Below are 21,350 nucleotides of genomic sequence, written 5' to 3'. Positions count from 1 at the left end.
CAAGCGGAAGCCGCATCCGTGACCTGACGCGGCGACCAGCGCGCTCCTCCCCGCGGCGCGCTTCCCATGGAGCCCCCGCTACTTCAACGTCGCGTCGATCTTCCCCACGGCGCGCTCGACGAGCAGCTCCAGCTCGCTCTTGCTCCGCAGCTCCGCCTCGACGGCCCTGGCCTTCTGCTCCTCCGCGGTGGCCTTGACCTCGGCCTTCCGCGCCTCGGCCTCGGCCTTCTGCGTCTCATCCCGCGCCATCCGCGCCTGGTTGGCCGCGACGCGGGCCCTCTCGGCCTCGGCCTCCGCCCTGTCCCGGGCCTCCTCGGCGTCGCGCTGGAGCCGCTCGGCCCGCCGCCGCTGCGCCTCGCTGTCCTGCCGCGCCGCCTCGCTCTCCTGTCGCGCCCGCTCCGCCACGCTCCGGGCCGTCTCCTCGCGCGCGAGCGCCTCCTTCAACGTGATCTCCGCGGTCCGGATCTCGTCGAACTGCTCCATGATCACCTGGTACTGGCGGGTCACCTTCACGTATCCGCTCCCCGCCGCGAAGGCCAGCAGCGACAGCGCCGCGATGATCCCGGACGCGAGGCGCCGCCTCCCGCGTTGCTGCTGATCGGCGAACCGGAGCACCTCGTCCAGATAGAGCCTCTCCCGCTCCGGCAGCGCGCCCCGGTAGCGCTCCCGAAAGCCGCGCGCCTCCTCGGCGACCTTGCCCCGCCAGAGCGTGTCCGCGGCGCGGCCGCTCGCGTCCCAGAGCCTCGCCGCCGCGCGCAGCCGGTCCAGGAACGCGGCGTCTTCCTGGTTCTCGTCCAGCCAGCGCCGCAGCGTCGGCCACCGCTCGATGAGCGACTCGTGCACGATCTCCACCGTGCTGCCCGCGCGATCGCTCCCCGTCTCGATCGCGAGGAGCCGCGCGTCGGCGAGCAGCTCCACCACCCGCTCGATCTCGCCCCGCTCCCCGGGCAGCTCGCAGAGCTCACCCAGGCTGGCCACCGCCCGTGTCCGCTCCGGCGTCACAAGGCGCTCCAGGACGGCCCGCGCGAGCTTCGCCCGGCGCTCGCTCATCCCGGCCAGCACCGTGTCGGCGTGGCTCGCCAGCGCGCCCGCCACGCCTCCGAGCGCCTCGTAGCTCGCGATGGTGAGCATCCGGCGCTCCCGATCGCGCATCTCCCACAGCCTGGCCGCCGTGAACTGCAAGAGCGGCAGCGCGCCGCGCGTCGTCGCCAGCGCGTCGAGGAAGCCCTCGATCATCGCCGTGTCCTCGATCTCGTGCCGCGCCGCCTCGATCGGCCTCATCAAGGCCTCACGCAGCCCCTCGCGGCCCATCGGCCGCAGGAACACGAGGCCCCGGATCATCGCCGCCATGAACTGCTCGTGTTCGGCCATCCGCTCCAGGAAGTCGGCTCGGACCGCGAGGACCACCCGGAGCCGCGAGGAGGCGTCGTCGGCGACCCCCGCGAGGCACGCGAGGAACGCCTCGCGCTCGCCGGCCGGGGCGCCGAGCGTGAAGAGCTCCTCGAACTGATCGATGAACAGCACGAGGCGCCGCTTCGCTCGGTCCGACCACGCGCGCAGCCACGCGCCCAGGAGGCCGGGCTCGGCGCGCAGCCGCGGGGCCAGGGCCGAGCCCGCCGCGCCGCCCTCCGGGACGGGCGTCGGCGGAGCTGCGCCCAGCATCGCGGCGGCATGGCTGGACAGATCCGCGAGCGCTGCCATCGGCTCACGCCCGGGCCGCACGACGAGCGCTTCCCAGCCCTCGCCGGAGCGCTTGAGCGCAGGGATCACCCCCGCCCGCACGAGCGATGACTTCCCCACACCCGACGCCCCGGCGATCGCGAGCAGCGGCTGGTTCCGGAGCCGCGCAACCACGCCCGCGAGGTCCTGCGCGCGGCCGAAGAAGCGGTCGGCGTCGGCCTCCTGGAACGACGAGAGCCCCGCGAACGGGCTCTCGTCGGCGCCGAGGAGGATCTCCCGGCGCCCAGGCAGCAGCGGCAAGAGCTCGGTCAAGAGCTCCTGCGCGGAGGCGAACCGCTCGGATTTCCGCTTGCAGAGGCAGCGATCGATGATCGCGCCGAGCGCGCCGAGCTCCGGGTGGCGCGCGCTGACCTGGGGCATGGGCTCGTCGAGGACCGCCACGCCGAGGAGCGTCCCCTGGTTGACGGGCGCGAGCGGGTGCGCGCCGATCACGAGCTCGTGGAGCATGATGCCGACCGCCCAGATATCGCTGGCTTGGTCGATGTCCGTTCCCCTCCACTGCTCGGGGGACATATAAGGCATCGTTCCGATGAGCGCGCCTTCGCCGGTGAGGCGCGTATTCTTGTGCTCGGCGGCCTCGCGCTCGACCGCGAGCGCGAGGCTCGCCTCGTCCTCGCGCAGCTCCGCGATGCCGAAATCGACCACCTTGATCGCCCCCGACGCCTCCAGCATGATGTTCTCGGGCTTGAGGTCACGGTGGATGATGCCGGACGCGTGCGCTCGCGAGAGCGCGCGCACGACAGGGACCATCATGTCGACGGCCAGGCCGGGCGGCACCGGCGCCGTCGACACCTCCTCGCCGGCGTCCGCGGGCCTGCGCTGCCTCATCCAGGCGCGGAGGCTCTGCCCCTCGATGTACTCGAGCACCATGTACGGGTATCCATCGTGCTCGTTCACCTCATGGATCGTCACGATGTGCTCGTGCTTGCAGCGCGCGGTGGCCTGCGCCTCGATCAGGAAGCGCTGTAGTCCGCTCCTGCTGAGCCTTGTGAGGAGCTTGATCGCGACGAGGCGAGCGAGCCGGATGTCGCGCGCAAGGAAGACGGTGCCCATGCCACCCCGGCCGAGCTCGCGCAGGAGCTCGTAGTGGCCGATGCGGGTGCCGGCTCGGGGCGGATCGGTCCGGGGAATCGACGAGGACGGCGGAGCGCTCGCGTCGCTCACCGCGTCGCGCCTCGCCCCATGAACGCCGGCCGGCACGACGCTGACCGTCGCCCCGGAGACGGCGAGCACAGCCCGCGGGAGCGCTCTGCCCGCGAGCGCCGCGCCGGCGCAGGCGACGTCCACGAGGCTCTCGGTGCTCATGCCAGAGCGCCCTTCAGGCTCGATCGGCGCCACGCCGGACGATCGACGGACCGATTCCAGGGTGATCCGCTCGGTGGGCACCGTCCCTCCTGCCTGTAAAAAGACACGTCTATCGAAACCGTCGCCTCCGCGACGGCTGGAGCCATGGCGAGAGCATAGGCGCCCAGCGGAGCCGTGTACACACAGACCCGCCGCCAGAGCGCTTCACACAGCACATGCGCGGGCATATCCTGGCCCGCGGAGCTCGCTCATCGGCCCGGCGAGCCCGGCGAACGCTCGATGTGGCATGACGGGCGAGCCCGAGGCGAGCGCTTGGCTTTCATGACGACGACCCGTAGACGACCTGTTCACGCCTCCCTTCCGCTGGCGAAGCTCCTCCTGCCCATCACCCTCACAGCCCTCTGCGCCGCTCCTGCGCTCGCCCAGGCGCCGCCGCCGTCATCGTCCTCATCGCCGCATCCTCCGGCGACAGCGGAGTCGCCGTCGCCCCCGGCAGCGTCGGCGCCCCCATGGCATCAGGGCATCTCCGAAGATCGAAAGCAGATGGCCCGCGCGCTCTTCGAGGAGGCCCGGAATTTTCACCGGCGCATGATGTTCGCCGAGGCGCGGGCCAAGTACGAAGAGGCGCTGGCTTCGTGGGAGCACCCCGAGCTCCGGCTCTATCTCGGGCGGGTGTTGAGGAGCCTCGGCCTGCCGGTGCTGGCCTATGACAACCTGCGCCTCTCCCTGCGATGGGGGCCCGGCTCGCTCGACGCCGAGAAGGAGCAGGAGGCGCGCGCGACGCTGCGAGCGCTCGTGGAGCAGGAGCTCGCCGTCATCGATATCCGCTGCGACGAGCCGGGGGCCACCGTGCTGATGGATGGCAAGCCCTGGTTCGTCGGACCCGGCGCCCGGCGCCAGATGGTCACGCCCGGAGAGCATGTCCTCACAGCGAGAAAGGACGGCTACTTCACCGTCGCCAAGACCATCTTCATGGTCGCGGGCAAAGAGGCCTCCGGCCAGCTCGTCCTGAGCGCCGATACCGTCGTCGCCAGGCAGCGCTGGCCCGCCTGGCTCCCCTGGGCCACGCTCGGGGCTGGGGCGGCCATCGCCCTCATGGGCGGCCGGTTGATGTGGCAGGCCGACGACCTTCATGGATATGCGCAGGAGCGGAGCGTGCGCGAGTGCGGTCGGTCGTGCGCTCCGTCCCCCGGCTTCCAGTACGACGCCAGCGTCAACGAGAGCTGGCTGGCCGCCGGCACCCTCCTCGCCGGCAGCGCGACGGTGATCACGGCGACGGCCATGCTCTTCACGAACAGGCCACAGATCTACCGCACCCAGGACCGAGGTGGCGTGAAGGTCGAGATCCGGCCCGCCGCGGCGCCCGATGCCGCGATGGTGTCAACCTGGCTCGTGTTCTGATCCGGTGGAGGGGCGCCCGACGCCGGCAGGATCGAGCGGCGCGCTCACCCGCAGATGTCGATCGCCGTCTTGCACTTGCCAGACTGGCAATAGCCGTGCCTCCCGAGCGCCGGGTCCGGACACTCGACATCTGGACAATCGTCGCTCGTCGTGCACGCCTTGCCCGTCGCGGGGGTCGTCGCGAGCTCCATGGCCCTCTCATAGAAGAAGACGCACAGGGCCCCTGTGTCGGGCTCGCGACGCTGATCCCCCACCTCCTGCAAGGCCCTCTTGTAGCTCTCGTTCTCCTCGAAGCACGGGTGATCCTGCGGGAGATCGGCGGCCGCCATACCGACGTCGCTTTCGCAACCCTCCTGCTGCGCCGCACAGGCGATGAGGCTCTCGATCCGTTGGAAGACCGGCGTGCAGACGTCCAGCTCCTTGACTGCCTGGTCGTGGAGTAGCCCCATCGTGACCGCGCACTGCTCGGCCTCCACGCCCTCGCTCAGCTTCCCGCACTCGGCCAGCTTGTCGCAGCGGATCTCCTCGGGCTTCGCCGGCGCTGCGGGCTCGCTCAAACAACCCGCCAGGGCCACCACGACGACGGAGACGAAGGGACCGCAGAGGAGGATGTTCTGGATCGTTTTCATGATATTTTTGCCTTTCGCTGTCATCTCCGGCGAGCCGGGTCGGCAGAGCGTCATCGCATCCGGCGTGCCGCCCCTGCGCACGAGGGGCATCGGCGGGAGATCGGCCGCGTGATCGAAGAGGATCAGCCGCGGAATCGAGCGATCAGCCCGCGGCGGCGCTCGCGCCCTGGGCCAGCGCGAGGGAGGCAAACTTTGCCGTCGTGGCAAAGCTTGCCAGCCCTCGGGGGAAGACGCGGCAAGGATTGCCATCGCTCTCCGCCCCCGCGCTCCGGAGGCGCCGAGCCCCGGGTGGCATGCCTCCAGGGTGCGAAGAGGGCTCGGCTCGTGTCCTGAGCCCGAGCCTCACGGGCTCCGCTTCCCCTCGCGCGCCGAGATACCGAATTGCTTGAGCTTGAAGGTGAAGGTGCGGACAGGCATCCCGAGGAGCGCCGCCGCCCGCTTCTGGACTCCATCCGCGGCGTCGAGCGCCTGACGCATGCGCGTGCGCTCGATTTCCCGGAGCTCCTCGGCGATGGGCTTGAAGCGGGCGGGCGCCGCGGCGGGCGGGGCCGAGGTGTCCACCGCGGCCCGCGGCGGGACATCGAGCCCGGCGATGCGCTCGGGCAGCCCCCAGGGCTCGAGCGTCGGGCCGTCCGCCGTGGCGGCCGCGTACTCCATCGCGTTCTTGAGCTCGCGCACGTTGCCGGGAAACGGGTGCGCGAAGAGCGCGGCGAGCGCGGCTTCCGAGAGCTCGAGCGCGGGCCGCCCGGTCCGAGCGCACGCCTCGGCGAGGAACAGACGGGCCAGGATCGGCAGCTCACGCCGCCTGTGCCGGAGCGGGGGCAGCTCGACGACGGCGGCGCTCAGGCGGAAGAGCAGGTCTTGACGGAAGCGGCCGGCGTGGACCTCGGCCTCGAGATCGCGGTTCGTGGCAGCGACGATGCGGATGTCCACCTCGCGATCGCGGACGTCGCCGAGGCGGGTGATCCGCTTCGCCTCGAGCGCCCGGAGCAGCTTGGCCTGCGCGCCGAGGGGTAGCTCGCCGATCTCGTCGAGGAAGACGGTGCCGCCGTGCGCCCGCTCCAGCAGGCCGGGCTTGGGCGCCCGCGCCTCCGAGAACGCGCCCTTCTCGTAGCCGAAGAGCTCGCTCTCCACGAGCGCCTCCGGGAGCGCGGCGCAGTTGAGCGTGATCAGCGTCTTCTGCGCCCGCGCAGACCAGTGGTGCACGGCCGCGGCGGCGTTCTCCTTGCCCGCCCCCGTCTCGCCGAGGACGAGGACCGGCAGATCGCTCGCTGCGAGGCGCCGGATCAGCTCGAACAGCCGGATCATGGCCGAGTCGGCCACAACGATGGTGCGATCGCCGATGACGTGCCGGACGGCGGTCTGCGAGGCGAAGGCGATCGCCCCCGGAGCCGCGATCGACGCAGCGGTCCGCGCGCCCGCGAGGAGCGTCTCGGTGTCGCCGCCGTCGAACGGGTAGGAGGCCAGTCCGCCGCGCGCCTCGGGGGCCAGCGGCGCGATGGCCTCGAGCACCTGGAGCACCGCGGCGCGCGCCGCCTCTCCGCCGAGCTCGGGAAACCCGATCGCCAGGTGAGAGGCGCCGTCCCAGGCGACGATGTCCACGAGCCGGAGCGCCGAGAGCGCCCGATGCGCGAGCATCGTGCGCATCTGCACGGACCCGAGGGACACAACCGCCAGGCCGAACGGCCGCGCCGAGTCGGCGGCGCGCTCGATCTCCTCCTCCACGCGCCGGCGCAGCCGGCCCATCTCGATGAGGGCGCTGCCCCGGGGCGGCGACTCGCGCCGGAGGATCAGCGTCGTATCCCCCATGGTGATGACATCGCCGGAGCCGAGCGCGCGCGAGCCCTCGATGCGCTCGCCGTTGACGAGCGTCCCATTGTGGCTGCCGAGATCGGTGATCCGGATCTCTCCTCTGGAGAAGACGAGCTCGGCGTGCCGCCGGGAGACCGCCGCGGTGTCGAGCCTCACGTCGGCCTCGTCGCTGCGCCCCACGACGAGCACGCCGTCGTCGGGCAGGACGCGCCTGTACGATGAAGAAGCGCCGATGACGAGGAGGTAGGAGTAGATTCCCGGGCTGTCCGGGGACTGCCGCAGATCGAAGGTCTGCGTCGTCAACGGCGAGCTCTCGGGGCCGCTCATCAGCCCGAGGCTATAGTCGAAGCCCGCGCGCATGCAAGCATGCGAGCCTCTCGGGTCAGCGACGCGCCACAGCGCTTTTCGCGGCTCAAGCGTAGATGGTGAGTCGCTCGACAACGCGGCTAGGCGCGATGCGCGGCAGCGAGCGCGACGCGCCGCTCGATCCCGAGGAACAGCAGCGGCAGCGCGATCGTGAACGCGATCGACAGCCCCGCGACGACCGGCATGCCTTCAAGACGGTGGTCCGGCAGCTCGTGGAGCATCCTGGCCGCCGCGAACGCCGCGATCGCGGACGCCATGTGCTGCACGGCCGACTGCATCGAGGTGAAGCGCGCCCGCTCGGCGGGGCGCGGCACCTTCGACGTCAGCGTGTTGTACGAGACGTTGCGGAACGTCATGCCCAGCATGAAGACGATGAAGATGGCGAGCACCGGCAGCCCCGGCGTATACGAGACGAACCCCGCGTAGAGGACGCTCGCGAGCACCGCCGCCCCCACCGAGCCCGTCTGGAACGCGCCGAAGCGGTCCACCAACGGTCCCACGGCCCGCATCGCGGCGAAGCTCACCAGGCCTCCCACGAAGTAGAGCAGCCCCAGCCGCTCGCGCGGATACCCGAGGTTGTACTGCACGTAAGCCGAGATGTTGGGGATCACCAGGAACGACGCCACCGTCAGGATCGCCGTCGTCGCGTACGAGAGCAGCACGATCGGCCGGGCAAGGAGCGCGCCGAGCTCGCCGAGCGCGCTGCCCGACGGCGGCGCGCCGGTCAGGTGATCTCGCATCGGCGGCAGGAGGAAGATCGCGAGCCCCGCGACGAGCAGCCCGAGCGCCGCGACCGCGAAGAACGGCAGCGGAAAGCCGCCGCGGCGGGCGAGCTCCAGCCCGGCGGGGACGCCGAGCACCGAGGCGACCGAGAACGAGCCCATCACGACGCCCATCGCCTTGCCGCGCCGCTCGGGCGGGATGACGTCGGCGACGATCGAGAACGCGACCGAGGTCGCGGGCCCGCCGAACGCCCCGGCGAGCACGCGCGCCGCCATGAGGCTCGGGAGCCCCGTGGCGAAGCCCCCGGCCGCCGTGCCGGCGACGAGGCCGAGCATCGCCACGGCGAGCGCGCTGCGCCGGTCGAAGCGGTCGAGGAAGAACGCGCCCGCGAGGCCCGAGACCGCGGCCGCGGCCGTGTAGCTGCCGCCGATGAAGCCGATGCTGGACATCGGGATGCCCAGCGCGACCGCGAAGTCGGGCCCGAGCGGCATCACCATCACGAAGTCGAGGATGTTGATGAACTGGACCGCAGCGACAAGGAAGATGATGCTCGATTCGGAGCGCCGTTTGGACACGAGGGTCGACTCTAGTCGACTCCAGGCGCGCCCGCCCCGCCTCCGCACGAAAAAGCGCCGCGACGCGGCGCGCTCACGCCCGGACGCGCGCCCTCACCGCTCCCCTGCTCTACGCAGCCCGCGCGGCGGCTCGCACGTCGCGCGCGTTGCTCCCGGCGCAACACCACGTTGCGCGCTCGCACCGTTGTCCCTCCATGAGGTCCATCTTACGATGAGACGATGAGCCCCATGGATCGCCGCACCGCCCTCGGCGCCCTCGCCGCAACGCCCGTCGTCGCCGCGTGCGACCCCGCCGCGCCCCCGCCCGGTCGCACCGACGAGGCCGCGCTCGCCGCGGAGGACGTCGTCCGCGACGTCGCGCCGCTCGGGTTCCCCTGGGAGACGCTCGATCCCTTCCTGTTCTGCGTCCACCACGACGACGCGTACCCGGCCGGCGACGAGCGGATGGGGCCGGCCGCCTCGCTCGCGGGCCGCGCCATCGGGCGCGACTTCGCCGGCAAGGACGGCTGGCGCATGTACCACGGTGACGTGGTCCCCGGCTTCCCGCAGCACCCGCACCGCGGCTTCGAGACGGTGACCGTCGTGCGGCGCGGGCTCGTCGATCACGCGGACTCGCTCGGCGCGGCCGCGCGCTACGGCCGCGGCGACGTCCAGTGGCTCACGGCGGGGGGCGGCATCGTCCACGCGGAGATGTTCCCGCTCGTCGAGAAGGACGGGCCCAACCCGCTCGAGCTCTTCCAGATCTGGCTCAACCTCCCGCGCGCCGACAAGCTCGCCGAGCCGCGCTTCGTGATGATGTGGGGCGACACGATCCCCAGGCAGATCGCGCGCGACGCCGCGGGCAGGACGACCGAGATCACGATCGTCGCCGGCCGCCTCGGCGAGCTCCGCGCGCCGGCCCCGCCGCCGAGGTCGTGGGCGGCGCGCGCCGCGTCCGACGTGGCGATCTGGACGCTCAAGATGGCCCCTGGCGCGCGGTTCACGCTGCCGGCCGCCTCCCCCGGCACGAACCGCGCGCTCTACTTCTTCCGCGGCGCCGAGCTCCGTATCGGCCCCCGGCGCGTCCCCGCGGCCCAGAGGATCACGCTCCGCGACGGCGTAGCCGCGCTGCTCGAGAACGGCCCCGACGAGGCCGAGCTCCTGCTCCTCCAGGGCAAGCCGATCGGCGAGCCCGTCGCGCAGCAAGGCCCCTTCGTGATGACCTCGATGGCGGAGGTCCAGCAGGCCTTCCTCGACTACCGGCGGACGGGCTTCGGCGGATGGCCGTGGCCGAGCGACGGCCCGGTCCACGGGCGCGCGGAAGGCCGCTTCGCGCGCTACCCCGACGGCCGCATCGACAAGGCGGGCTGAGCCCCTCACCTCCGCGTCCCGGCGCGCCGATCCCTCACCTCGCGTCGAGCTCGGGCTCGTCGCTCGAGCAGTCGTTCGCGCTCGCCCGGTGCCGCGCGCGGTACTCCGAGGGGCTGACGCCCTCGGAGCGCCGGAACTGCTCGGCGAAGCGAGACGCCGAGTCGTAGCCGCAGGCCGTCGCGACCTCCAGCACGCCGTGGCGCCCCGAGCGCAGGAGCCCCTTGGCGAGATCGAGGCGCTCCTTCCACAGGAGGGCCCTGAACGAGACCCCCTTCGCGCCGAGCCGGCGGCGCAGCGTCGCGTCGCTCACCCCGAGCGCGCGCGCGACCTCCGGGGCCGCCCACGGGCGCGCCGGATCGCGGCGCACCAGCGCCCGCACCGCGAGCGTCGGATCGAGCGCCAGCGTCGAGGAGGCGGCGCGCGCCTCGTCGAGCTGCTCCCGGTGCTGCAGGAGCAAGGTCAGGATGAGATCCTCCAGCCGGTGCTCGATGAGCAGCGCGTGCGCGCCGGGCAAGAGGAGCGTGTTCACGAGGTGGATCAGCGCCTGGATCGACGGCATCGCGGAGCGCAGGAGGTGCGGCCGATCCGCCTCGAAGCCGCCGAGCCCCCGCTGGACGCAGAGCGTGGGATACCGGCGCTGGAGCCGCTCGTCGACCTCGCTCAGGAGCTCGATCGTGAACGAGCGGTAGGCGCCGCGCTCGGGATCGGGCTCGTTCACGAGCTCGAGGGGGATGCCCTGCGGCACGAGCAGGATCTGCCCCTCCCGGGCGACGAGGCGCGTGTTGCCGTCCGGGCCGTCGAGGAAGATCCGCTTCGCGCCGTCGAGGATGAGCACGACGAGCGGCCGGGAGAGCCGCTGAATCGTTATCCGCTCGCGCGTCCGGGTGAAGACGCCGATCCACCGGGCCAGGCCGGCGCCGCTCGCCGAGGACGAGCGCTCCAGGCGGGAGATGGCCTGCCTGAGCGCGCCCCAGGCCTGGGCTTGATCGGTGGGTTCGAGCAGTCGGGTGAGCTGGGTCTTCATCGTCGCTCCTGATGGAAAAGGGCGCTTCTCTCGCCGCGCAGACGCAGCGCGGGGCCGGCCGGGGCGACGCAGCGTAACCGCGCCGCCCCGGGGCCCAAAGCGCTGTTCCACCGGCTCATTTCACGTCGAGCAGGACGATCTCGCCGTCGTTGAAGAGCGGGACGAGCAGGCGATTTCTCGCGCGGTCCCAGCCGAGATCGGCGGGGCTCGGGAGATCCGCCGCGAGCGTGGAGACGCGCGGCGCCGCGTCTCCGGCGGGGTCGATCTCGAAGACGGCGCCCGCGTCCCAGCTCGACACGAGGAGCCGGCCGTCGTCGAGGCGCACGAGGCCGTCCAGCGTGCCAGCGGGCAGGGTGATCTCGCGCCGCGGCTGCGCGGAAACGTCGAGCACGTCGAGCACGTCGAGCGCGTCGACCCGCGCCGCGCCGAGGTAAGCCACCCAGATCTCGCCCTCCGCGCACGCCACGCCGTTCGGGTGCGGCAGCGCGGGATCCGCGATCAACCGGGAGACCTCCCCGCCCGGATCGACCGCGACGAGCGCGTCGGTGCCGATCGAGGTGAACCCGCCCTCCCCGATGGCCACGCCGGAGTCCGAGACCACGATCGACCCGTCGGGCATGGCCGCGACATCGTTGAGCAGGCCGGCGCCGGCGACCTCGATGTCCTCGATGGGCGCGCCGTCGCTCGCGTCGAAGACGCGGATCACGTCGATATCGGCCACATAGAGCCTGCCGCCCGCGATGGCCATGCCCTTCGGGGCGCTCAGCGTCACGCCCTCCGACGCGCCGTCGATCCAGGTCAGGTCGAGGATCTCGCCGTCCGGCGAGACGCGCGAGATGAACGCGCGGTCGTCCTTCTCGACGGGTGAACCGACGATGTTCGAGACGAGGTAAACGTCGCGCTCCTCGTCGTGGAGCACCGACTCGGGCGTGCTGAAGCCGCCGACGCGGCGGAGCTCCGGCGCGGCCGGGGCCTCGCTCTCGGCGCAGGCCGGGAGGACGGCGGCGAGGCAGGCGAGGACCGCGGCGAGGCGTTTCGGTTGCGTTTTCATGGTGCGCTCTCTCGTGGTAACGGGCCGGCGACGCGCCGGCTGGTGCGCCTACCCTGCGCCCGCTCGCCGCGCGGCGCGCGCCCGCGGCGCTCATTGGTACGCCCGAAACGCTCACGCGCCGCGGTTAGCGCCGCTGCCGGCCGAGACGCAACGCCTCGAATCGAGATGCGCGAGACAACGAATCTCACGTCCACGCCGCTTTATCGGCCACGCGCAACGCACAACCATCGTCCGCGTTGTACGAGGCAGATTCCCGCCCTCCGCACGGGCGAGGAACGTCTTGGTCGACATCCACGGGACCTGCCGGCCCCACCGGCGACACGCCGTGAGTCGACAACGGACATCGAGCGCTTGACAAGTGTTGCGCCCCCGACAATCATGCGGTCACCGTGGCCCGGCCAACACGTGGTACCCTGTAATGCAGTGTCTTTCAGACCCAGAGAGCGAGACGTCGCTGCACGAGCAGGTCGCGGCGCTCCGCAGGCGCGTCGCGGACCTGGAGCAGGCTCTGGCCGAGGCGCAGCGGCCGAGCTTGGCCGTGCGCGAGGCGCGGCCCGCCGCGCGGGAGCACGAGCTCCTGGCCAGCTTCTTCGCGGCGGAGGCCTCGGGGTACGCCGCGATGCTCGACGCGATCCCGGCGATGGTGTTCTTCAAGGCTCGGGACCACCGGTACCTCGCCGTCAACAAGGCCTATGCGGAGCACTATCGCCTCTCGAGCGACAGGATCGTCGGGAAGCGCGACGAGGAGATATTCGTCGACGAGGTCGCGCGCAGCTACCGCGAGAACGACGAGACCATCATGTCCGAGGGGATCCCGCGGCTCAACGTGGAGCTCCGGTGGAAGCTCGAGGACGGGAGCGACGGCTGGACGCTGGAGAACAACGTCCCGTTCCGCGACGCGAGCGGGCGCGTGATGGGGATGGTCGGGGTCGTGGTCGACATGACCGCACGAAAGAGGACGGAAGAGGCGCTGCGGAGCACCGAGGCCGATCTCCTCGCCATCCAGTCGCGCCTCCTCGAGACGATAGCCGCGCTCTCGACGCCGGTCCTGCCCATCGACCACGGGGTCATCGTCGTGCCGCTCATCGGCCATCTCGACACGATGCGGGGCACCCAGCTCATGGAGGCGCTCCTGCAAGGCGTGGAGCGCCACGACGCGGAGTTCGTGATCGTCGATCTCACCGGCGTCCCGATGATCGACAGCGCCGTCGCGCTCCACCTCCTGCGCGCGGTGCAGGCCGTGGGCCTGCTCGGCGCCGAGAGCGTCCTCGTGGGGATGTCGGCCAGCACCGCCGCGGCGCTCGCGGCCTTCGGGGAGACGCTGGAGGGGATCGTCCTCCTGAGAGATCTCCGGGCCGGCGTGCGTTACGCGATGACGCGGCGGAAAAGGAGATGACCGGCGTGCAGCGGAGGGCGCCGCCGTAGACGTCAGGCGGCGCCGCTCGGCGCCGAGAGACCTCTCCCTTTCTCGCACCTTGTTCCACGCAGCGGGCGACCTCACGCCCTCTCGAAGTGCTCACGCATCCAGGTCTCGCTTGACCCTCCGGCGAGGCACCGGCTAAATTCCGTTCAGCCTTTTAACGCTGCATTCCCGGCTGATGTAGAGACGGTCGGTTCACCACTTCACCCCACCTCAGCGAGCTCGACGCGCCCGGTGTCCCCTGCGCGCCGAACGTCCAGACCAGCGATGACGCCGCGTATCCGCCCGTTGCCCCTCGACCAGGTCCGCCCCGCCACGACCGCCCTCCTCGTCATCGACATGCAGCGGGACTTCGTCGAGGAGGGCGCGCCCTGCGAGGCGCGCGGAGCGCTCGATATCGTACAGCGCGTCAACGCGCTCGCCGCGTGGGCGAGAGGGCACGGCCTGCCGGTCATCTTCAGCCAGGAGATGCACAGGGCCGATCGGTGCGACTTCGGCATCGAGCTGGAGTTCGAGCCGCCGCACTGCCTCGAGGGATCCCGCGGCGCCGAGCTGGTCGATGGGCTGCGGATCGAGCCGCAGGATCATCGGATCTTCACCAAGCGGCGCTACGACTGTTTTCTGGGCACCGACCTCGACCTGCTGCTCCGGAGCAAGCGGGTGGAGAACCTCATCTGCTGCGGCGTGTGCACCAACATCTGCGTGCTCAGCACCGTGCTCACCGCGAGGAACCTGGATTACCGCGTGCTGCTCCCGGTCGACGCCGTGGCCGGGACCACACGAGAGCTCCACGACGCCGCGATCCTCTGCATGAGCAACGCGTTCGCCTACGTCACCGAGAGCGCCGCGGTGATGCAGCTCTTCGGCTGACGGATGCCCGGCGACCGAGCGCCGCGGGCCCCGTCGCGACAGTGCGAGCGACCGCCGCCGCGCTGGCTCGCGCTCGGCCGCCCCGTCTCCGCCCGGGTCCGTCTCGCGCTCGGCGCGGCGAGCTTCCTCGCCACCCTCGCGGCGTACGCCGGGCTCGCGGGCCGCGACGGGGTGAACACCGCCCTCGCGCCCACGCTCGCGAGCATCGGGCGGGCGACGGCCGACGCGCTCGGCTCGGCGGAGCTCTGGCTCGACGTCCGCTACAGCTTCCTGCGGGTCACGGCCGGGTTCGTGGCCGCCGCGCTCCTCGCGGTCCCGCTCGGCGTGCTCGCCGGCGCGTTCCGATCGATCGCCGCGCTGATCGAGCCGCCGACCGAGTTCCTCCGCTATGTCCCCGTGCCGGCGCTGATCCCGCTCGTCATGATCGTGGCGGGCATCGGCGAGGGCGCGAAGGTCCTCCTCGTCTTCCTGGGGACCTTCTTCCAGCTGCTGCTCATGACCGCGGACGAGGTACGGCGGGTCCCGGCGCCGCTGCTCCAGGTCAGCCAGAGCCTCGGGGCCACCCGGCGGGAGATCGTCTGGCGCGTGCTGGCCCCGGCCGCCCTCCCCGGCATCTGGAGCGCGCTGCGCATGTGCAACGGGTGGGCGTGGAGCTACGTCGTCGTCGCGGAGCTCGTGGCCGCCACCGAGGGCCTCGGCTTCCGCGTCCTCAGGTTCTATCGCTTCATCCAGACGCCCAGCATCTACGCGTACCTGGCGGTGCTGGGCGCGATCGGCCTGGGGCTCGACTGGGCGTTCGGCGCAGCGCACCGCCGGCTCTTCCGCTGGGCCAGGGGGCGCGACGCGTGACGCTCTCCGTGCGCGGCGTCAGCAAGGCGTACGGCGGCCGCGGCGGCGAGACGAGCGCCCTCTGCCCGCTCGACCTCGACGTCGGCGAGGGCGAGTTCGTGAGCCTCGTGGGCCCCTCCGGGTGCGGGAAATCGACGCTGCTGCACATCGTCGCGGGGCTCGAGCCGGCGACCACCGGGACCGTCACGCTCGGCGGCGAACGCGTCCTCGGCCCCGGCGCCGAGCTCGGCGTCGTGTTCCAGCAACAGACGCTCTTCCCGTGGCTCAGCGTGCGGGAGAACGTCCGCTTCCCGCTGACGCTGGCCCGCCACCGCGGCCGGGCGCGGCAGGCCGGCTCCGAGCGAGAGGCGGACCGCGTCGAGCGCCTGCTGCGCCTCGTCGATCTGTGGGACTTCCGCGACAGCGCGCCCGCGGAGCTGAGCGGCGGCATGCAGCAGCGCGCCGCGCTGGCGCGGGCGCTCGCCGCGCAGCCGGAGGTGCTGCTGATGGATGAGCCGTTCGGCGCCCTCGACGCCCAGACACGTGAGGAGATGCAGGGGCTCCTGCTCCATGTGATCCGACATCACCGGATCACGACGCTCTTCGTCACGCACGACGTGGAAGAGGCCCTGATCCTGTCCGATCGCGTGGTGGTCTTCTCCGAGCGCCCCGGCCGCGTCGTGGCCACCATCGACGTGCCCGTACCCCGGGCGGATCGCTCGCCCGATCTCAAGCTCGACGAGGCGTTGCTGCGCCTCAAACGGGATATTCTCTCGCTCCTGCGGGGGAAGGCCCGCCCCGAGGAGCAGCGCCGCCGCTTGCTCCTCGGGCTCACGAATACGCCGAGGGGAGAGGATCCATGAACCGAAGGACCGTCGTGCTAGAGCTCGGGGCAGCGCTCGCCTGCCTCCTCCTGTCGCCAGGCTGCTCGAAGAAGGACGAGCCAGCGCGCGAGATGCCCGCCGCCGCCGCGCCGGGCGAGAAGCCCGGGGCCGCGGCGAACGCGCCGGTGAAGCTGACCGTGGGACACGACCTGTGGATCGGCTATGCGGGCGTGTTCATCGCGAACGAGCTCGGGCTGTTCAAGCAGGCTGGCCTCGACGTCGAGCTCAAGCCGTTCTCGAACCCCGGGGACACGCTGCCGGCGCTGGCCGCGGGCAAGCTCGATATCGGCCTGACGACCCTGCAGAACCTGGCCGTGCTGAGCGGCAACGGCGACACGGACGTCGTGGCCATCGCGCTCATCGACAGCTCGAACGGGGCGGACGCGGTGGTGGCGAAGGAGGGGGTCGCGTCCATGGCCGATCTCAAGGGCAAGACGGTCGCGCTCACCCTCGGCGAGGTCAATCACATGCTGTTCCTCGCCGGCCTGAAGAAGTCCGGGCTCTCCGCGGACGACGTGAAGGTCACGAGCATGAGCGCAGACGACGCCGGGGCCGCGTTCGTGGCGGGGAAGGTCGACGCCGCGGTCACCTGGGAGCCGTGGATCACCAAGGCGACCAAGGGCGGCGGTCGCGTGATCTTCTCGAGCGCCAGCGTCCCCGACACCATCATGGACGCGGTGGCGGTGCGCCGATCGCGGCTCGCCGAGTCCGGTGACGCCTGCTCGAAATTCATCGGCGCCATCGATCAAGGGGTGCGCGTCCTGCGCGGCGAGCCCGACAAGGCGATACCCATCGTCGGCAAGTACTTGAACGCTCCGCCGGAGGACGTGAAGGGCATGTTGAGCGGCGACAAGATCTACGACCTGGCCGACAACAAGCAGCTCTTCGGCACGGCGGAGAAGGCCGGCCCCGTGTACGCCTCGATGAAGGCGGTCGTCGACTTCGCTGTCGAGTCCAAGCTCGTCAAGAAGGCGCCCGCGCCGGAGTCGCTGCTCGACCCGAGGCTCGTCCGATGAGCCGCGACGAGGCGCTCATGGGGCGCGCTCTGGAGCTCGCGCGCGGCGCGCAGCGCGCGGGCGAGCCGCCGTTCGGCGCCCTGGTCGCCGCCCCCGATGGCGCCGTCGTCGCCGAGGCGACCGACGAGGTGAACGGCCAGCGCGACTTCACGTACCACGCCGAGGTCGGCGCCGTGCGCCGCGCCTGCGCGGCCGCTGGGCCGGACTTGCAGGGATACACGCTGTACACGACCGTGGAGCCCTGCCCGATGTGCTTCACCGCGGCCTGGCTCGCCCGGATCAGCCGCATCGTCTATGGCTGCACGATGCGGGAGGTCACGGAGGCGACTGGCGGCGCGCAGCGCGAGCTGGCCGTCCCGGCGAAGTGGATGAACGAGCGCTCCGGCGCGCCGCTCGATCTCGTCGGCGGCGTCCTCGACGCGCAGTGCCTCGCGCTGTTCGGCCCGGCGTGACGCGCTCGCCGGCGCTCCGCTGCCATGACCCGCCCGCGGCGCAGGTCGAGCGAAATCCCGTCACAGATCTCGGCTGTCCCATCACAGCCTGAAAGAGGCCAGAGCGGCCCGGCCTTCCGGTGGCGGTCGGGGCGCCAGCAAGACTTGCTTACCTGAGCAAGCCCTGCGTTCTCCACTCGCCCCTTCTACGCAGCCGTTGCGTACCCGAGGTCGAGGCGCCGCTCGCGCGGCCCGAGGGGCGCCGCGGATGTCTGGCATGCGGGGTGCTCATGGCACGTGACGGGACGCGGACCGCGCGGCGGGGCTTGAAGGGAGACGGCCCTTCCCCGCTCCGGGGCGGAGCTGCCCCGGCGAGACGCTCGGCGCCTTCCCTGGCCGCACGTGGCGGCTCGTTGGGTGAGCTCTGCGCACCGAGCGCGGTCCTCTCTGCGCTGCATTCCGAGAAGGAGACACTTGCAATGAAACGATTCTTTTATCCGTTGGTCCTCGTGGCGATTCCGGCAGCTCTCTCTGCCTGTGGCGCCGGCCATTCGTCGGAGTCGGACGAGCTCGCCGCGCCAGACGAGCTCACCGGGACGGCCGAGGGCGCCCTCGCGTGCGGCGGGCTCGCCCCGGGGGAGTCTCTCGATCGAAGCCAGTCGATCCGGTCGTGCAATGGCCGGGTGAAGCTCGTGCATCAGACGGACGGCAACGTCGTCGCCTACGACGAGACCGGCGCGTCCTGGGCCACGCACACGGCGCCCCGATCGGACACGACGAGGTTCATCATGCAGACCGACGGGAACCTGGTCCTCTACGCCGGCACCCGCGCGCTCTGGAGCTCCAGGACCGCGGGAAACCCAGGCGCGCGTTTCGCCCTCCAGGACGACTGCAACCTCGTCATCTACAACACCGCCGGCAGGCCCATCTGGACGACCTCGACGTCCTGCCGGACCTCCAGCGTCGTCGACCTCTTCGACTACATGACGCCGGGATGCAGCGCGAGCGGCCCCCAGTACACAACGCAGGTGACCGGAGCTCGATGGTACGTCCCGCAGGGCAAGGACCCCTCGGGCCGCAGGCAGTTCGTGTACGTGAAGGGCAGGAACGGCGCCGATTACGAGTCGTACACGGCTGACGACCAGTGGATCCGGCTGTGGAAGGACACCTCGTGGGCGTACTTCGACACCGGCATCCAGACGTACTGCGATGAGCAGTGCGGCGCGCTGAACAGCCCGACCGACTGCAGGCACCAGTGGCGCGGAGACCCTGTCGCGGGCGGCTACGCCTACCAGGCCCCGAAGGACACCACCGACTGGGGAGGAGCGAAGGTGCTGCCGCGCTATTTCGACAAGTCACGCGGCGTCCAGACCTACACGTTCGACATCTACGTCGACGCGCAGAGCGAGACCACCTGCGGCGCCTGCGACTCGTGGCACGAGGGCTCGACGTGGCAGCGGTACACGGTCGAGCACCTGTCCTCCGTCACCGCTCCGAACGGTCAAGTCTACGCGGACGTGATCAAGAAGGTCATCATCGACGGCGCCGGGAAAGACGAGGTGTACTACTTCGCCAAGGGGACCGGCTGGATCGGCTACGAGGTGCAGCACTCGACCTACAAGGACTGGATCAACGGGACCACCACCGGCGTCAGCCTCCCGACCATCTGCCCCGGCGGTGGCCCGGCGAGCAGCTGCTAGCTTGCGCTTCGTCCGGGTGTTGCTGAGGAAGCAGCCGCGCTGAACCGCTGCTCGGATCCGAGCAGCGCGCGCGGCGAGCGCGCCGGAGGGGCGCCGAGATCCACGGTCAAGGGCGCAAAACCCCCCGGCGCCGGCGCCGGGGCACGCGTGTTGCGAAGAGCGTGTTGCGGCGCGGCCCGCAGCCGGGCGCGAGGGGCGACGTTCTACCCGGCAAGCCGGTCGAAATACGCGCGTAGCGCCGCCCCGTCGAGCCCCGCCCCGAGCGCGAACATCAGCGCGAGCCTCGCCTTGGGCCCCGAGAGCGCGCCCGCGGCGATCACCCCGAGATCCCGGAGCCGCCGCCCGCCGCCGGGCGCGCCGTACGTCGGCGTGACCCGCCCGCCGGGGCAGCGCGAGCTCAGCACCACCGGCGTGCCCGCCTGCACCAGCGCGCCGATCGCCCCCTCCCAGCTCCCGCAGACGTTCCCCGCGCCCGAGCCCTCGATCACCACCCCGCGCGCGCCGGCCTCGAGGATCGCGCGCAGCAGGAGATCGTCCATCCCGGACGCCATCTTGACGAGGTAGACCCGCGGCTCGGGCTGCGCGAGCGGCAGCGTCGGCGTCCTCGCGGGGCGCGCGTGGACGCGGACTCCCTCGCCATCGACCCAGCCGACCGGCCCCACGCCCGGCGAGGCGAACGTGCCGAGCGCGGTCGTATGGGTCTTCATCACGCACCGGGCCGCGTGGAGCTCGTCGTTCAGCGCGACGAGCACGCCGAGCCCCCGCGCTGACGGCTCGACGGCGATCCGCGCGGCCGAGACGAGGTTGCGCGGGCCGTCGGTCCCCGCGGTGCTCGCGTCCCGCATCGCGCCGGTGAGCACCACCGGGGTGTCCCCGTCGAGCAGCATATCCAGCGCGAACGCCGTCTCCTCGAGGGTGTCCGTGCCGTGGGTGACGATAATGCCGGTCACCTCGGGATCGGCCTGGAGATCGCGCACGGCGCGCGCGAGCGCCGCGACCCTGTCCGGGCCGAGGTTCCAGCTGCTCTCGAGGCAGAACTCGGTGACCGCGATCTCGGCGACGCGGCCGAGCGCGGGCACGTCGGCGACGAGCTCCTCCGCGCGGACGGCGGGCACGGCGGCGCCCGTCTTCGGGTCGACGCGGCTCGCGATGGTGCCGCCGGTGGTGACGAGGTGAACGCGAGGCATGGATGGTTGTTGGCGTGAAGCCGATCAGCGCATGTGCGAGAGCGGGAGCCCCGCGACGGGCGCGCGGAACGTGAGGAGGTGGGGCATCGCCAGCGACCCCATGTAACACGTGCGGAGATCGGGGCCGCCGAACGCGATGCTCGTGGGCAGCTGCAGGGTGTTTCCCGCGCAGGCGCCGAGATCGGCCGGCTCGATGGCGCCGTTCCTCTGCTTCAGGGTCATCGTCTCGAGGACGGCGGGGCGCGGATCCTCGAAGACGGTCTGGTAGCTGCCGTCGGGGAAGATCACCCCGAGGCCGTTGCGACAGACGGCCACCACCCAGATGTTGCCCTCGGCGTCGAAGGCGAAGCCATCCATGTACCCGCCGATGCCGAGGCTATCGGGCCCGAACTGCTCGGGATCGCCGAGGCTGCCGTCGTCGCGCACCGGGAACCGGAGGAGGCGGCCGGGGACGGTCTCGACGGCGTACAGGAACCGCTCGGCGGCGTCGAGGCGCACCTCGTTCGTCAAGCTGAGGCCGTCGGCCACGATGCGGGCGCCCTTCTCGTCGACGAGCACGATGTACCCGTCGCGGATGCCGCCCGCGACCGCGGGCCACCACGGGAGTTGCCGTGTCGTGACGGAGATCCAGAGGCGATCCCGCGAGTCGATGAAGCAGAAGTTCACGGCGCCGAGCGGCTTGCCGTCGACGGAGTCGAGGAGGACCTCGGACCGGCCGTCGCGGTGGAGCTTGTGGATCTTGCCGCCGGACATGCTGGCGACGATGAGGTTGCCCTGCCGATCCATCGCCATGCCGTTCGGCTCGGGCACCTCCGGGCCGAGGGTCGCCTGCCTGCCATCCGGCTCGATGCGCGTCGCGATGCCGCGAGCGTCCGAGGTCCAGAGCGTGCCGCCTGGCTCGACGATCACGCACTCCGGCCTGACAAGGCCTTGCCCGACGTACTCGATCCGAGACAGCTCGAGGGTGAACCCCCTGACAGATGACATCCAGCGACCTCCCGGCACGGCGCCGCGCCGCGCATTCTCGACGCGCGCGAG

17 protein-coding genes are annotated in these 21,350 nt (G+C 71.6%); 9 read left to right on the top strand and 8 right to left on the bottom strand.

Annotated features, from left to right (window positions below):
• Positions 1-78: 78 nt before the first annotated feature.
• Positions 79-3,045 (bottom strand): nSTAND1 domain-containing NTPase, encoded by a 2,967-nt coding sequence (locus tag WME95_RS19265; RefSeq protein ID WP_437909811.1) that lies wholly within the window; start codon positions 3,043-3,045, stop codon positions 79-81.
• A gap of 543 nt (positions 3,046-3,588) precedes the next feature.
• On the opposite strand from WME95_RS19265, the gene WME95_RS19260 reads away from it, so the two are divergent.
• Positions 3,589-4,446 carry a hypothetical protein gene (locus tag WME95_RS19260; RefSeq protein ID WP_437909810.1) on the top strand — a complete coding sequence of 286 codons (858 nt, stop codon included), beginning with the start codon at positions 3,589-3,591 and terminating at the stop codon, positions 4,444-4,446.
• A 44-nt stretch (positions 4,447-4,490) separates the two neighbouring features.
• Here WME95_RS19260 and WME95_RS19255 read toward each other — a convergent pair whose 3' ends face one another.
• The 3 genes from WME95_RS19255 to WME95_RS19245 form a co-directional block, all read right to left on the bottom strand.
• Positions 4,491-5,075 (bottom strand): hypothetical protein, encoded by a 585-nt coding sequence (locus WME95_RS19255; RefSeq protein ID WP_437909809.1) that lies wholly within the window; start codon positions 5,073-5,075, stop codon positions 4,491-4,493.
• A gap of 342 nt (positions 5,076-5,417) precedes the next feature.
• Positions 5,418-7,247 (bottom strand): sigma 54-interacting transcriptional regulator, encoded by a 1,830-nt coding sequence (locus WME95_RS19250; protein WP_437909808.1) that lies wholly within the window; start codon positions 7,245-7,247, stop codon positions 5,418-5,420.
• Positions 7,248-7,333: 86 nt separating this feature from the next.
• On the bottom strand, positions 7,334-8,551 hold the full coding sequence (locus WME95_RS19245) for an MFS transporter (RefSeq protein ID WP_437909807.1): 1,218 nt from the start codon (positions 8,549-8,551) through the stop codon (positions 7,334-7,336).
• Between the two features lie 219 nt (positions 8,552-8,770).
• Here WME95_RS19245 and WME95_RS19240 point away from each other — a divergent pair, with 219 nt between their 5' ends.
• On the top strand, positions 8,771-9,901 hold the full coding sequence (locus WME95_RS19240; RefSeq protein WP_437909806.1) for a pirin family protein: 1,131 nt from the start codon (positions 8,771-8,773) through the stop codon (positions 9,899-9,901).
• A 34-nt stretch (positions 9,902-9,935) separates the two neighbouring features.
• Here WME95_RS19240 and WME95_RS19235 read toward each other — a convergent pair whose 3' ends face one another.
• Both WME95_RS19235 and WME95_RS19230 read right to left on the bottom strand, forming a co-directional pair.
• Positions 9,936-10,925, bottom strand: coding sequence for a helix-turn-helix transcriptional regulator (locus WME95_RS19235; protein ID WP_437909805.1), 990 nt, complete (start codon positions 10,923-10,925; stop codon positions 9,936-9,938).
• A 115-nt stretch (positions 10,926-11,040) separates the two neighbouring features.
• Positions 11,041-11,976, bottom strand: coding sequence for an SMP-30/gluconolactonase/LRE family protein (locus WME95_RS19230; RefSeq protein WP_437909804.1), 936 nt, complete (start codon positions 11,974-11,976; stop codon positions 11,041-11,043).
• A 418-nt stretch (positions 11,977-12,394) separates the two neighbouring features.
• Here WME95_RS19230 and WME95_RS19225 point away from each other — a divergent pair, with 418 nt between their 5' ends.
• The 7 genes from WME95_RS19225 to WME95_RS19195 all read left to right on the top strand — a co-directional run bounded on the left by WME95_RS19225 (position 12,395) and on the right by WME95_RS19195 (position 19,125).
• Positions 12,395-13,372 carry a PAS domain-containing protein gene (locus WME95_RS19225; protein WP_437909803.1) on the top strand — a complete coding sequence of 326 codons (978 nt, stop codon included), beginning with the start codon at positions 12,395-12,397 and terminating at the stop codon, positions 13,370-13,372.
• Positions 13,373-13,663: 291 nt separating this feature from the next.
• A complete protein-coding gene (locus tag WME95_RS19220; RefSeq protein WP_437909802.1) occupies positions 13,664-14,266 on the top strand; it encodes a cysteine hydrolase family protein in 603 nt (200 codons plus the stop codon).
• A gap of 3 nt (positions 14,267-14,269) precedes the next feature.
• Positions 14,270-15,115 carry an ABC transporter permease gene (locus WME95_RS19215; RefSeq protein WP_437553529.1) on the top strand — a complete coding sequence of 282 codons (846 nt, stop codon included), beginning with the start codon at positions 14,270-14,272 and terminating at the stop codon, positions 15,113-15,115.
• The gene (locus WME95_RS19210; protein WP_437553527.1) at positions 15,112-15,957 is read left to right on the top strand and encodes an ABC transporter ATP-binding protein; all 846 of its coding nucleotides are present in this window, start codon (positions 15,112-15,114) and stop codon (positions 15,955-15,957) included. Before WME95_RS19215 ends, WME95_RS19210 begins: the two co-directional genes overlap by 4 nt.
• A complete protein-coding gene (locus WME95_RS19205; protein WP_437909801.1) occupies positions 15,954-16,994 on the top strand; it encodes an aliphatic sulfonate ABC transporter substrate-binding protein in 1,041 nt (346 codons plus the stop codon). Before WME95_RS19210 ends, WME95_RS19205 begins: the two co-directional genes overlap by 4 nt.
• Positions 16,991-17,446 (top strand): nucleoside deaminase, encoded by a 456-nt coding sequence (locus WME95_RS19200; protein WP_437909800.1) that lies wholly within the window; start codon positions 16,991-16,993, stop codon positions 17,444-17,446. The genes WME95_RS19205 and WME95_RS19200 overlap by 4 nt, the downstream gene beginning before the upstream one ends.
• A gap of 458 nt (positions 17,447-17,904) precedes the next feature.
• Positions 17,905-19,125, top strand: a complete 1,221-nt coding sequence (locus WME95_RS19195; RefSeq protein ID WP_437909799.1) for a hypothetical protein — start codon at positions 17,905-17,907, stop codon at positions 19,123-19,125.
• Between the two features lie 203 nt (positions 19,126-19,328).
• Here WME95_RS19195 and WME95_RS19190 read toward each other — a convergent pair whose 3' ends face one another.
• Together WME95_RS19190 and WME95_RS19185 are read right to left on the bottom strand one after the other, a co-directional pair.
• On the bottom strand, positions 19,329-20,312 hold the full coding sequence (locus WME95_RS19190) for an asparaginase (protein WP_437909798.1): 984 nt from the start codon (positions 20,310-20,312) through the stop codon (positions 19,329-19,331).
• A gap of 24 nt (positions 20,313-20,336) precedes the next feature.
• Positions 20,337-21,299 (bottom strand): SMP-30/gluconolactonase/LRE family protein, encoded by a 963-nt coding sequence (locus tag WME95_RS19185; protein WP_437553507.1) that lies wholly within the window; start codon positions 21,297-21,299, stop codon positions 20,337-20,339.
• Between the last annotated feature and the right edge of the window lie 51 nt (positions 21,300-21,350).

Source organism: Sorangium sp. So ce327 (genome assembly GCF_051530205.1).
Lineage (GTDB): Bacteria > Myxococcota_A > Polyangia > Polyangiales > Polyangiaceae > Sorangium > Sorangium cellulosum_B.
Note: the sequence above shows the minus strand (reverse complement) of the source record. Positions and strands in the feature narration are given on the sequence as shown.

Coding starts and splice junctions, on each gene's coding strand:
- WME95_RS19265 (WP_437909811.1), bottom strand. CDS start 3,045: ATGAGCACCGAGAGCCTCGTGGACGTCGCCTGCGCCGGCGCGGCGCTC.
- WME95_RS19260 (WP_437909810.1), top strand. CDS start 3,589: ATGGCCCGCGCGCTCTTCGAGGAGGCCCGGAATTTTCACCGGCGCATG.
- WME95_RS19255 (WP_437909809.1), bottom strand. CDS start 5,075: ATGAAAACGATCCAGAACATCCTCCTCTGCGGTCCCTTCGTCTCCGTC.
- WME95_RS19250 (WP_437909808.1), bottom strand. CDS start 7,247: ATGCGCGCGGGCTTCGACTATAGCCTCGGGCTGATGAGCGGCCCCGAG.
- WME95_RS19240 (WP_437909806.1), top strand. CDS start 8,771: ATGAGCCCCATGGATCGCCGCACCGCCCTCGGCGCCCTCGCCGCAACG.
- WME95_RS19235 (WP_437909805.1), bottom strand. CDS start 10,925: ATGAAGACCCAGCTCACCCGACTGCTCGAACCCACCGATCAAGCCCAG.
- WME95_RS19230 (WP_437909804.1), bottom strand. CDS start 11,976: ATGAAAACGCAACCGAAACGCCTCGCCGCGGTCCTCGCCTGCCTCGCC.
- WME95_RS19225 (WP_437909803.1), top strand. CDS start 12,395: ATGCAGTGTCTTTCAGACCCAGAGAGCGAGACGTCGCTGCACGAGCAG.
- WME95_RS19220 (WP_437909802.1), top strand. CDS start 13,664: ATGACGCCGCGTATCCGCCCGTTGCCCCTCGACCAGGTCCGCCCCGCC.
- WME95_RS19215 (WP_437553529.1), top strand. CDS start 14,270: ATGCCCGGCGACCGAGCGCCGCGGGCCCCGTCGCGACAGTGCGAGCGA.
- WME95_RS19205 (WP_437909801.1), top strand. CDS start 15,954: ATGAACCGAAGGACCGTCGTGCTAGAGCTCGGGGCAGCGCTCGCCTGC.
- WME95_RS19200 (WP_437909800.1), top strand. CDS start 16,991: ATGAGCCGCGACGAGGCGCTCATGGGGCGCGCTCTGGAGCTCGCGCGC.
- WME95_RS19195 (WP_437909799.1), top strand. CDS start 17,905: ATGAAACGATTCTTTTATCCGTTGGTCCTCGTGGCGATTCCGGCAGCT.
- WME95_RS19190 (WP_437909798.1), bottom strand. CDS start 20,312: ATGCCTCGCGTTCACCTCGTCACCACCGGCGGCACCATCGCGAGCCGC.
- WME95_RS19185 (WP_437553507.1), bottom strand. CDS start 21,299: ATGTCATCTGTCAGGGGGTTCACCCTCGAGCTGTCTCGGATCGAGTAC.